The organism is Streptomyces beijiangensis, assembly GCF_017315755.1.
GTDB classification, from domain to species: Bacteria; Actinomycetota; Actinomycetes; order Streptomycetales; family Streptomycetaceae; genus Streptomyces; species Streptomyces beijiangensis.
The window spans coordinates 1-11,732 of record NZ_JAFLRJ010000124.1 but is presented as its reverse complement, the minus strand read 5'-3'; the positions used below and the strand labels follow the sequence as shown (position 1 = coordinate 11,732).

General features: G+C 70.3%; 10 protein-coding genes. 4 read left to right on the top strand and 6 right to left on the bottom strand.

From position 1 onward, the window contains the following. Positions 1-123 precede the first annotated feature (123 nt). The 3 genes from J0695_RS13790 to J0695_RS13780 are packed head-to-tail and all read right to left on the bottom strand — an operon-like array spanning position 124 to position 4,227. Positions 124-729, bottom strand: a complete 606-nt coding sequence (locus J0695_RS13790; RefSeq protein WP_206962304.1) for an imidazolonepropionase-like domain-containing protein — start codon at positions 727-729, stop codon at positions 124-126. Between the two features lie 7 nt (positions 730-736). Beyond that, on the bottom strand, positions 737-1,936 hold the full coding sequence (gene mqnC / locus J0695_RS13785; protein WP_206962303.1) for a cyclic dehypoxanthinyl futalosine synthase: 1,200 nt from the start codon (positions 1,934-1,936) through the stop codon (positions 737-739). Positions 1,937-1,992: 56 nt separating this feature from the next. After that, positions 1,993-4,227, bottom strand: coding sequence for a serine/threonine-protein kinase (locus J0695_RS13780; protein WP_206962302.1), 2,235 nt, complete (start codon positions 4,225-4,227; stop codon positions 1,993-1,995). A gap of 113 nt (positions 4,228-4,340) precedes the next feature. On the opposite strand from J0695_RS13780, the gene J0695_RS13775 reads away from it, so the two are divergent. Next, a complete protein-coding gene (locus tag J0695_RS13775; protein ID WP_206962301.1) occupies positions 4,341-4,724 on the top strand; it encodes a hypothetical protein in 384 nt (127 codons plus the stop codon). Positions 4,725-4,749: 25 nt separating this feature from the next. Here the strand turns inward: J0695_RS13775 and J0695_RS13770 are convergent, their stop codons facing one another. Both J0695_RS13770 and J0695_RS13765 read right to left on the bottom strand, forming a co-directional pair. Next, complete coding sequence (locus J0695_RS13770) at positions 4,750-6,453, bottom strand: serine/threonine-protein kinase (RefSeq protein WP_206962300.1); 1,704 nt, start codon at positions 6,451-6,453, stop codon at positions 4,750-4,752. 52 nt (positions 6,454-6,505) lie between these two features. After that, entirely contained in the window at positions 6,506-7,354 is an 849-nt protein-coding gene (locus J0695_RS13765) for a menaquinone biosynthetic enzyme MqnA/MqnD family protein (protein ID WP_206962299.1), read from the bottom strand. 282 nt (positions 7,355-7,636) lie between these two features. On the opposite strand from J0695_RS13765, the gene J0695_RS13760 reads away from it, so the two are divergent. Continuing rightward, positions 7,637-7,840: a cold-shock protein gene (locus J0695_RS13760; protein ID WP_003967102.1), complete on the top strand. Its 204-nt coding sequence runs from the start codon at positions 7,637-7,639 to the stop codon at positions 7,838-7,840. Positions 7,841-8,023: 183 nt separating this feature from the next. Here the strand turns inward: J0695_RS13760 and J0695_RS13755 are convergent, their stop codons facing one another. Continuing rightward, on the bottom strand, positions 8,024-9,811 hold the full coding sequence (locus tag J0695_RS13755; protein WP_206962298.1) for an AMP-dependent synthetase/ligase: 1,788 nt from the start codon (positions 9,809-9,811) through the stop codon (positions 8,024-8,026). A gap of 96 nt (positions 9,812-9,907) precedes the next feature. Between J0695_RS13755 and J0695_RS13750 the strand changes: the two genes are divergently transcribed. Both J0695_RS13750 and J0695_RS13745 read left to right on the top strand, forming a co-directional pair. Beyond that, positions 9,908-10,933 carry an AraC family transcriptional regulator gene (locus J0695_RS13750; RefSeq protein WP_206962297.1) on the top strand — a complete coding sequence of 342 codons (1,026 nt, stop codon included), beginning with the start codon at positions 9,908-9,910 and terminating at the stop codon, positions 10,931-10,933. A 101-nt stretch (positions 10,934-11,034) separates the two neighbouring features. After that, on the top strand, positions 11,035-11,732 hold a 698-nt coding region (locus tag J0695_RS13745), incomplete at its 3' end, for a lipase family protein (RefSeq protein ID WP_206962296.1).

Sequence of the window (11,732 nt, the reverse complement as noted above, 5' to 3'; positions counted from 1 at the left end):
CCCCGGGCCCCCGCTCCTCAAACGCCGGAGGGGCTGAAAAGACGTCCCCAATCGCCGGACGGGCTTGATAATTCAAGCCCGTCCGGCAATTGAGGACGACGCGGCCGAAAGTCGCGTGCCGCTTCACCGCCGCCGGTACAGCAGCCGTCCGTCGAGCACCGTGGCTACGCACGTCCCCGCGCCCCGCTCCGCGAGCTCGCGTTCGTCCCGTACGTCGAAGATCGCGAACCGTGCGTGATGCCCCGGGCTGATCGGGAGCGGCCGAACCACCGTGCCGCCCGTCGCGAAGGGGTCCAGCGACGGCAGGCCCTCGGGCTGCTCCTCCCTGATCCACCGGGTCAGCCCCGACCGCTGCACCGCCTCGACCACCACCGGCCGGGTCAGGTCCCCCGCCAGCGCGACCGTCCCGTGCGCCAGCATCCGCTGCAGGCCGCGGCGCGCGCTCGCGCCCCAGCGCGCCTCGTCCAGGTCCTCCACGAGGGACAGGTCCGTGACCGGCTCGGTGCCGAACTCGTCCGCCTCACGCGGGTCCGGGTGATACGCCTGTTCGAGAAGTTCGGGCCCATGCGGGTTGAGCAGCGCCTGGGTGAGGATCCCCGGCCAGGTGCGCACCCGCGACTGCGGGTGCGCAGCGAGCAGTTCCTCGTAAGGGCCGACGGCCAGGACATGTTGCCCGTCGACCGCTACCGCCATGTGCGGAGAAGCCTCGGCCATGTGAATCGTCGGCACAGCAGCCTCAGTTCGTGGAGATGAGTTTCAGTTCGGGATGGGCCGTCCCACCCTCTATCGCCGTCGAGGAAATGTGCGACGCCACGCGGTCGTCGACCGGGTCGTTCGCCGGGTCCTCGTGCACCACCAGGTGCTCGTACGTCGTCGCGCGCTGCGCCGGAACGCGGCCCGACTTGCGGATGAGGTCGATGATCTCCCCCCGGTTCGACCGGTGCCTGGCACCCGCCGAGGAGACCACGTTCTCCTCCAGCATGATCGAACCGAGGTCGTCGGCCCCGTAGTGCAGCGAGAGCTGGCCGACCTCCTTGCCGGTCGTCAGCCAGGAGCCCTGGATGTGCGCGACGTTGTCGAGGAAGAGCCTGGCGATCGCGATGATGCGCAGGTACTCGAAGAGCGTGGCCTGCGTGCGGCCCTTGAGGTGGTTGTTCTCGGGCTGGTAGGTGTACGGGATGAAGGCGCGGAAGCCGCCCGTCCGGTCCTGTACGTCACGGATCATGCGCAGGTGCTCGATGCGCTCGGCGTTCGTCTCGCCCGTGCCCATCAGCATCGTGGACGTCGACTCGACGCCCAGGCCGTGCGCCGTCTCCATGATCTCCAGCCAGCGCTCGCCTGACTCCTTCAGCGGGGCGATCGCCTTGCGCGGCCGCTCGGGCAGCAGCTCGGCGCCCGCACCGGCGAAGGAATCGAGACCGGCCGTGTGGATGCGCTGAATCGCTTCCTCGACCGACACCTTGGAGATCCGGGCCATGTGCTCGACCTCACTCGCGCCCAGCGAGTGGATGACCAGCTGCGGATAGGCCTTCTTGATCGCCGAGAAGTGCTCTTCGTAGTACTCGACGCCGAAGTCCGGGTGGTGCCCGCCCTGGAACATGATCTGCGTCCCGCCCAGCTCGACCGTCTCCGCGCACCGGCGCAGGATGTCCTCCAGGTCACGGGTCCAGCCCTTGGCGGTGTCCTTGGGGGCCGCGTAGAAGGCGCAGAACTTGCACGCCGTCACGCAGACGTTCGTGTAGTTGATGTTCCGCTCGATGATGTACGTGGCGATGTGCTCGGTCCCCGCGTACCGGCGGCGGCGTACGGTGTCGGCCGCCGCGCCCAGTGCGTGCAGGGGCGCGTCGCGGTACAGGTCGAGCGCCTCCTCGGGGGTGATGCGCCCGCCTGCGGCAGCACGGTCAAGGACGGACTGAAGGTCTGCCTTCGTGGTCACCGGGGTGGGTCCTTCCCAAGGAGATGCAACGTCCGAGCCAGCCTACGCCAGCTCTTCTACACGGCCGGGACCGCGTACAGCTCGTTGGCATGCGCCACCAGGAGCCGGCTGCCACCGGCCGCCACCCGCCAGCCGTCGTCGTCGCTGCGGCCGTCGTTGTAGGTCCAGCGCAGGGCGCCGGTGCGCGCGTCGATCGCGTAGACGCCGCCGGACTCGAAGAACGATCCGGCGTAGATGTTGCCGCCGACCTTCACCAGGCACGAGGAGAACGGCTTCTTGGCCAGGTCCTCGCTCATCCAGATCTTCGTGCCGTTCTTCGGATTGACCGCCCAGACCCCGCTGTCGTAGTCGAAGGCGTACGCGACCCCGTCGAAGACGAACGCGGGCTGGAAACCGCGGCGGCCGTTGGGCGACAGGGTCCACAGGGGCCTGCCGTTCCTGAGGTCGAACCCACGCATCGTCTTGCCGCTGACGATCACGGTGTTGGCATGCACCGCGACCTTCTCCGCGACCGAGCCGTCGGCGGCCTTCTTGCTCCACAGCTGCTTGCCCGTGGCGCTGGAGCGGACGGTCAGGTTCTTCCGGCCGTCCGTATAGACGAGGTGGCCAGGGACGACCGTGAGGTCGAAGCCGTAGTCCTCCGTGCCGTCGTCGCGCTGCTCCTGCCAGACGATCTTGCGGGTCCTGATGTCGACGGCGTAGATCGCGGTGAGGTTCTTCTTGATGTCGGGGTCGTCGACCTCGGCGATGCCGTAGAGCTGCTTGTCGTCGGCGCCGATGGGGGGCTTGGCGGTCAGCTTGCCGCCGAGGCGGGTGCGCCAGGCCTCCTTGCCGGTCTGGGCGTCGATGCCGACGAGCGCACCGTCGTAATCGCCGCTTCCGACGAAGAACATCCCGCCCGAGGCGACGATCTTCCCCGCGCTGGATGTCGGCTGGATCTCCTTCGTCTTCCACTTGCGGGCGCCGTGCGTGAGGTCGAAGCCCTGCATCTCGTCGCCGCTGATGACGACGGTGGAGCCGAAGACGAGCGGCGGGAGCTCGAAGTTGAGGTTGTCGTGGCCGGGGGTCTTGTGCCAGAGGGGCTGGGGGGCGACACCGTTCGGCGGGGTCTTGAAGACCTCGGGTTCGGGCTGCTCGGAGACCTTCTTCTTCTTGTTGTCCGTCTTGTCCTTGGCGTCGTCGCCCGTCGTGCCGTCCTTGCGGTTCAGCGCCCACACCGCGCCAGCGCCGACGACCGCCACACCTGCCACGCTGCCCGCCGCGATGCCCATGAAGCGGCGGCGGCCGGGGGCCGCCGCCTGGGTGGGCGCTGCGCCCGAGCCGTCCAGGACCGTGTGGGCGGCGGGCGCCGGACCGAAGCCCTGGCCGGGGACGGGGACCGGGCTGTTGCCGCCCGCCGGGGTCTCCAGGTCCAGGATGCGCGAGGCGTGCGTGGCGATGGTCGACGAGACCGACGAGGGCAGCCAGTCGCTGATCACCTGGCCCGTGCCTTCCGGGGCAAGGGAGTTGATGATCTCGGCGGGGGACGGCCTGGCGGCCGGGTCCTTGGCGAGGCAGGCGCGGATGAGACCGGTCAGCATGGGCGGGGTGCCGGAGAGGTCGGGCTCCGCGTGGACCACCTGGTAGAGCATGGCGGCCGGCGCCATGCCCTCGCCGAAGACACCGCGGCCTGTGGCGGCGAAGGCGAGGACCGCGCCGAAGGAGAAGATGTCCCCGGCGACGCCGACATCCTGGCCGAGTGCCTGCTCGGGGGGCATGTAGCCGGGCGAGCCGACCACAACTCCCGTCTGGGTCATACGGCTTCCGTCCACCGCCCGCGCGATGCCGAAGTCGATGACGCGCGGGCCGTCGGCGGCCAGCAGGACGTTGGACGGTTTGAGGTCGCGGTGGATGAGACCTGCCCCGTGGATCTCCTGGAGAGCTGCGGCGAGACCCGCGCCCAGCGCCCGTACCGTGCGCTCGGGAAGCGCGCCGTGGGCGGCGACCACGTCCGTGAGGTCGGGGCCGAGCACGTACGCGGTCGCCAGCCAGGGCAGCGCCGCCTCGGGGTCGGCGTCCACCACGGGTGCCGTATAGCGTCCCGAGACGGCTCTGGCTATCTCGACCTCGTGGCGGAACCTCTGCCGGAAGTCCTGGTCGGCGGCGAGTTCGGGGCGCACGACCTTCACCGCGACGGTACGGCCGCCGGGCGAGCGCGCCAGATAGACCTTGCCCATGCCACCCGCGCCCAGGACGCTCAACAGCCGGTAGGAACCTAGTGTCTGGGGGTCGTCCGGCTGCAACTGGTCCATAACGGGAAGTCCTTCAGGTGTGGTCGTGGGTGGCGCGTGCGCTGTGCACAGCGACACAGTAGAGAACAGCGCGCCTGCTGATGCAGGGGGAGCCTTCGACACAAGGGGAATCAGTGCATCCATTGGCAGTTGAGCGGGACTTTCTGGCGCGGGCGGAACGGCTGAAGAGCTGGGGAGCCGGGCTGCTCTGTGTCGCCGCGGTGTTCTGGATCTACGCCGCCTGGCAGATGTTCGCGCCGTTCACCTCATCGACCTGGAAGGTGGACTGCTCCGCCCCCGCCTTCGCCGAGCGCCGGGACCTCTACATCGACGACCGCATCAGCGACGACCACGACCGCGCGCTGCACTGCGAGGCCGACCGCGACTGGACGGGTCCTGTCACCGCCCTGGTCCTGTCCGTTCCGGTGTCCACCGCGGGCGCGGTGCTCCTGGCCACCGGCGTGGCGATATCGGCGCTCCGCCGGCACGACGAGGCCGTGCGGCGCGCCAAGGCCTGACCGACCGGTCAGCCGTCCTGACGAGTTAGCCGTCCTGACGGGTCAGTGTCGCGTACGGGTTGCCGCCCTCGGGGTTGGCGGAGGTGTACGAGAGCCGGTCGCCGGTGAGCCGCAGCTTGACCAGGTGCGAGCCCGAGGTGCACTTGTCGGCGTCGCCCGGCTTGTTGCGGGCGGTGCCGTCGGCGATCAGTTCGCCGCCTGACACCTTCTTCAGTACGAGAACGTCCACGCAGACCGAGGTGCCCAGGGCGTCCACCTGGCTGGCGGTGCCGATCTCGTCGCCGGCCCCGCCCTGCTTGAGCACCACGGTGAGGGTGCCGGCCGGGAGCGGCTTTCCGAGGACGGTGACGGCGACCTGGCCCTGCCAGTTGCCGGAGTACGCGGCCGGAACGGAGCCGGACGCGGGCGCGCCGGAGGACGTCGGGGCGGGCGTCCCCGAGGGCGTCGGTTCCGTGGCCGATCCCGATGCCGGTCCCGATGCCGATGCCGAAGACGACGGGCGGCCCGCCGCGCTGTCCCCGTGCGAAGTGCCCTGGTCCCGCAGCTCGTTGTAGAGGAACGACCCGCCGATCGTCACCGCCGCCAGCGCGCCCGCGACCGCCAGTGCGAGCGTGCAGCTGACCCTGCGGCCGCGACGGCCCTCCGGCTGCGATTCGGTGGTGACCGACAAGGAGAGGCGACCGGTCCCGGAGCCGGTGCCGGAGCCGGTGCTCGGCGGTTCGGTGGGGGCCACCGCGTGCGCGGCGGCGAAGGAGGGGCCGGGCGGGCCGAAGGAACCCACGACCGCGGAGCTGGTGAAGGGGATCGGCCCCGAGTCCTGAAGACTCTCCACGCCGGAATCCAGGTCGAGCAGCCGTACGGCCGTACGGCTCACCTCCTCCACCAGCGGCCCCGGCAGCCAGCCGCCCGCCACCAGGACGGACGCCCCCGCGGGAGCCAGCCGCTCCGCGATCTCCCGGGGCGAGGGGCGCCCTGCCGGGGTCTTGGCCAGGCAGGAGGCGACCAGCGCCCTCAACCCGTCGGGCACCGAGCCCAGTTCGGGCTCCTCGTGCACCACCTTGTAGAGGAGCGAGGCCGTGGAGTCCCCGGGGAAGGGGGGCTCCCCCGTGACCGCGTACGCCAGGACCGCGCCCAGCGAGAAGACGTCGGCCGCACCCGTGACGCCCTTGCCGAGGATCTGCTCGGGCGACATGTAGCCGGGCGAGCCGATCGAGACGCCGGTCGAGGTGAGCGAGGCCGTGCCGTCCGTGGCGCGGGCGATCCCGAAATCGATCAGACGGGGTCCGTCGACGGTCAGCAGCACATTGGACGGCTTCACATCACGGTGTACGAGACCGAGATGGTGGACGGCGGCGAGCGCCTCGGCGAGGCCCGCGCCCAGGGTCCGTACCGAATGCTCGGGCAGCGGGCCGTACGCCGAGACCGCCTGGGAGAGCGCGGGGCCCGCCACATATCCCGTGGCCACCCACGGAACAGGAGCCTCCGGGTCCGCATCGAGCACAGGGGCCGTCCATGCCCCGCCGACTCTGCGGGCCGCCTCCACCTCGCGCCGGAAGCGGGCGCGGAACTCCTCGTCGAGGGCGTAGTGCGGATGCACCACCTTCACCGCGACGGTACGGCCGCCCGCGCTGCGCCCCAGATAGACGCGGCCCATTCCGCCCGCGCCAAGACGGCCGAGCAGCCGGTAGGCGCCGATGGACCGTGGTTCGTCCGCTTCGAGCGGCTGCATGTCGCGCCCCGTCCCCCTCGGTACTCCCCTGCTCCAGGAGAGTAGACCGCGTTCAGGGGGTGAGCAGTTCCACGGTCACATCCGCGGGGAATCCGGTCGTCGGACCGACGCGGCGTGCGAATTCCCGTACGCCCGCGATCTGTTCGGGACCGAAACGGAAGTCGAGCGTCGTGAAGTAGCGCTCCAGCGTGGCCGCGTCGAAGGTCTCCCAGCGTGCGGCCTGCTCGGCGACCTTGGAGACCTCGTCGAGGGAGAGGTCGCGCGAGGCCAGGAAGGCCCGGTGCACCTCGCGCACGGTCTCCGGCTCACGCGCCAGATAGTCCTTGCGCACCGCCCAGACGGCGAAGACGAACGGCAGCCCGGTGTGCTCCTTCCACATCTGGCCGAGGTCGTGGACGGCCAGCTCGGGGCTGGGCAGGTCGCGGAGGTACGCGCGCAGGCCCACGTCGCCGATGACGACCCCGGCCTCCGCCTCGCGCATCATCAGCGCCAGGTCGGGCTGGCACTGGTAGTAGTCGGGCCGTACGCCGTACTGCTCCTCCAGGAGGAGCTGCGCCAGGCGCACCGACGTACGGGAGGACGAGCCGAGCGCCACCCGCGCCCCGTCCAGCTCCTGCAGCGGGACCTGGGAGACGATCTCGCAGGACATCACGGAGCCGTCGCAGCCGACCGCGATGTCGGGGAAGGCGACCAGGTCGTCGGCGTTCTTGAGGAACTCCACGAGGGTGATCGGGCCGATGTCGAGATCACCGCGGACCAGCTGCTCGCTGAGCTTCTCGGGGCTGTCCTTGGTCAGCTCGAGATCGAGCAGGGTCCCGGTCCGGGCCAGCCCCCAGTACAGGGGCAGACAGTTCAGGAACTGGATGTGTCCGACGCGCGGCCGGCTGCGAGAAATGTCCACATCGCGACAGTAGACCTGCTCTGTGGAGCGGGGGCTGGCGGGCCTCCGGGAGGGGTCCGGGTGGCACCTGAGGGGGGTCCGCCAAGGGCGCGTCAAACATCCGGCCCAGGTGATCTTCCCCCCTTCCGCAGCCCCGATTCTGCGTGCTACTCTCGCCGCAAGTTGCAGTTTGGTTTCCCTTGCAGTACAGAGCCTGCGGAGCATGTAACCGCAGGCTTTTGTAGTTTTCAGACTTCTTAGCAGGTTCTGGAGCAGGGCAACCCAGTGGCCCAAGGAGGGCTTATGGCTACCGGAACCGTGAAGTGGTTCAACGCTGAAAAGGGCTTCGGCTTCATCGCCCAGGACGGCGGCGGCCCGGATGTCTTCGTCCACTATTCCGCGATCAACGCGTCTGGTTTTCGCTCCCTCGAGGAGAACCAGGTCGTGAACTTCGACGTCACGCAGGGCCCGAAGGGTCCGCAGGCGGAGAACGTCACCCCGGCCTAGTTGCCCGGGCCGATCGGATCGCGGTCGGGATAGCACCACCCAAGGAGCCCTGCTCCGTACGGACTTGTCTGTACGGAACGGGGCTCCTGCATGTGCGGGGTCCGGTGTGTCCGGGGGCAAAGGGGGGCTGCGGTTGTTTCGGGGCTCCGCCCCGGACCCCGGTCCTCAATCTCCCCCAAGCTCTTAAGGAGCAGGGAGGGGCCCCCTCGACGGGCTTGATTTGCCGCCGGACGGGTTCGAGGTGTCGCCGGACGGGCTTGATCGGTACAGGTCCTCGATCTCCTTCGCGTAGCGCTCAAGCACCTTCGCCCGCCGGACCTTCAGCGTCGGCGTGAGCACCCCGCTCGCGATCGTGAAGTCCTCGTCCAGGACCGCGAATGCCCGGATCCTCGCCGGCCGCGACACCGTCGCGTTCGCCGCCTCCACCGCCTCCTGGACCAGCTCCCGCACGTCCTGCCTGCCTGCTGCGGCCTCCGCGTCCACCGTGATCAGCGCGACGGGGTACGGGCGGCGGTCGCCGACCATCACCGCGTGCGCGACATAGGGGGAGCGCTCGATGGCCGACTCCACCTCGGCGGGCGAGAGGTTCTTGCCCGCGGACGTGATGATCAGGTCCTTCTTGCGGCCGGTGATCGTGAGGTAACCGTCGCTGTCCACAGCTCCCAGGTCGCCCGTGTGCAGCCAGCCGTCCCCGTCCAGCGCCGCCGAGGAGGCGGTGGGGTTCGCGTAGTAGCCGGGGAAGATCATCGGGCCCCTGGCCAGCACCTCCCCGTCGGCCGCCGTCCGCACCTCGCAGCCCGCGATGGGGCGGCCCACCGTTCCGGGGCGGGACGCGCCGGGGTGGTTGAGGGCGATCACACCGGCGGACTCGGTCATTCCGTACCCCTCGTACACCGGGATCCCGCACGCCCGCAGCAGGTCCATGGTGGCGGGCGAGATCGGCGCACCTCCCGTCACGGCCGAGCGGAGGCGCCCGCCGAAGACTCCGCGGACCAGGGAGTAGAGGGACTGGTCGTACGCGGCGTGGGCATCCCTCAGCTCGGGCGGAAGCTCACCGTCCGCCGCCAGTACGCCGATACGGACCGCCTCCTCGAAGCGTGTGCGCCCGCCCTCCTGGGACTCGGCCAGGGACTGCACCACCGAGTGGACCTTCTCGAAGAGACGGGGAACGGAAGGGAGATGGGTCGGCCTGACCTCGGCCAGCTCCTTGACCACGTCCTCGATCCGGCCGCCGAAGTAGGCCAGCTCGCCGCCGTACAAGAGCGTCGTGAACTCGATGAGCTGGGCGAGGAGATGGGCCAGCGGCAGATAGAGGTAGGTGCGGTCGCCCGGCCCTCCCTCGACCACGTCCAGGTTGGCTTCGAGGACCGCGCCGAGGTTGCCGTGGGTGAGCCGGCAGCCCTTGGGCGGTCCCGTGGTCCCCGAGGTGTACACGATCGAGCACAGGTCAGAGGGTTTGACCGCCGCGGCACGGCTGAGGAGTTCGGCGAGAGAGGTCTCGTCGGCGGGGCCGGACGGCGCACAGATTCCGGTCAGGAGAATGACATCGCGCAGGGCGGGGAGCCGGTCCCTCAACGCGTCCACCCGGTCCGCCTGGGCCGCGTCCTCGCAGACCACCGCCACCGCGCCGGAATCCCCCAGCACCCAGGCCACTTCCTCCTCGCCCGCTGTCGGGTAGACCGGGACGACGACGGCCCCCACCGCGAAGGCCGCGAAGTGGGTGAGCGTCCACTCGGGGCGCGTCTCGGAGAGGATGCCGATACGGTCCCCCGGCCGGACCCCCGTGGAGATCAGACGCCGGGCGCACTCCCGTACCGCGTCGCGCAGTTCGGTGTACGACATCCGGTCCTCGCCACCACGGCTGCTGAGGGCAGGCAGTCCGCCGTAACGTTCCCCCGTCCACTCGGTGAACAGGGCAAGGGTCTCCGGACGTCGACTCTCGGTGCTCTCGGTGCTCTCGGTCGGGGTCATGCACCCGACGGTAGGGACGACGGGCTGCCTGCGGGTATGACCGAAAACGTCAGCCCCACTGACCGCATCGCGCAATCGCCGCTACCGTCGACGGCCATGGACAGGCGGACGATCACCGTTCACCACGTACGGGCCGTGCTCCGCGGCGCCGAACGCACCGGACTCGACACCGTACCGCTGCTGCAGGAGGCGAAGATCCCGCCACTGCTGCTCGGCGACGACCGGGCGCGCGTCACCTCCGTGCAGTTCGCCCGGCTCTTCCGGGCGCTGTACCGCGCGACGGAGGACGAGTTCCTGGGGCTCGGCACGGCGGTCAGCCGTCCCGGCACCTTCGCGATGATGTGTTACGCCACCCTCGGCTGCCGCGACCTGGGCGCGGCCGTGGAGCGCGGAGTCACCTATTACGGTCTCTTTCCCGGCGGTCCGGAACTTTCCCTGGTCCAACAGGGCGACGGAACAGCCGTGTTCAGCGTCAGGAACGATCTCGACAGCGACGAGGACCGCTTTCTCACCGAGTGTCTCGTCATCATCTGGCACCGGCTCTGCAGCTGGCTGGTCGGCCGTCGCATCCCTCTGTCAGGCGCGGGCTTCGGCTATCCGCCGCCGCCGCACCGCGACGAGTACGAGGAGCTCTTCGGCTGCCCGGTCCGCTTCGGCGAGGACCGCACCACCGCCGCCTTCGACGCACGCTGGCTGACGGCTCCTCTCGTACGCGACGAACCCGCGCTGGAGGCGATGCTGCGCCGCTCCCCGTTCGAACTGCTCAGCCGGCGCGCGTACGGCACGACCGTCGCCGAGCAGGTCCAGCGCACCCTGGCCCGCGCCCTGCGGGAGTCCCCGCGCCTGCCCGAACTGGGCGATGTGGCGGCCCGTCTCGCGCTGAGCCCGGCGACGCTGCGGCGGCGGCTCGCCCGCGAGTCGACCTCGTACCAGCAGCTCAAGGACTCCGTGCGGCGCGATGCCGCGATAGCCGGACTCGCCGAGGGGCGCGAGCCGATCGCCGGTCTCGCGGCGCGCCTCGGATTCGCCGAGGACACGTCCTTCCACCGGGCGTTCCGGCGGTGGACGGGCACGACGCCCGGGGCGTACCGCATCAGCTCCCATGAGACGCCGCGTCAGTAGACGTCAGTAAAGGTGAGCTTCGGGGTCAGCACGGTACCTACTGGCCGGTCAGTACGTTCTCACCAACGAACCCAGTACCACTGGACCGTTGGGAGAGCCGCATGCACGTACGCAACAGAGTGCTCGCCGTGGTGGCCACGCTCGCCATGGCGGGAATCGTCCCCGGAATCGCCCCCGGGACCGCCTCCGCCTCCACGCCGGACGGCGATGGTACGGCCGGGGACGTCGTCTCCTCCGCGCCGACCGCCTTCCATCCGCTGCCGCTGCAGCCCACGAACACCTCGGCGTGGCACATCACTTACCGCTCGACGAGCGCGACGGGCGCCCCGAACGTCGTCTCAGGGACGGTCATCGTCCCGCGCGACGGCCGGAAGGGACCCCGGCCTCTCGTGACGTACGCCGTCGGAACCGTCGGCCTGGGCGACCGGTGCGCGCCGAGTGCCAACTTCCCCACCGGCACGGCCGTCGAGGCCACGCTCATCAACCAGGTCGTCCAGAAGGGCTGGGCCGTCGCCGTCACCGACTACGAGGGGCTCGGCACCCCCGGCGACCACACCTACGCCGTCGGCCGGTCCGAGGGCCACGCCATGCTGGACGCGGCGCGGGCCGCCCAGCGCCTGGGCATTCCGGGGGTCACCGCGGCCTCCCAGGTCGGGATCATGGGGTACTCCCAGGGCGGGCAGGCCAGCAGCTGGGCCGCCGAACTCCACGACTCCTACGCCCCGGAGCTCAAAGTCGTGGGCACGGTCACCGGCGGGGTGCCCGCGGACCTGCTCGAAGTGGCGGCGTACAACGAGGG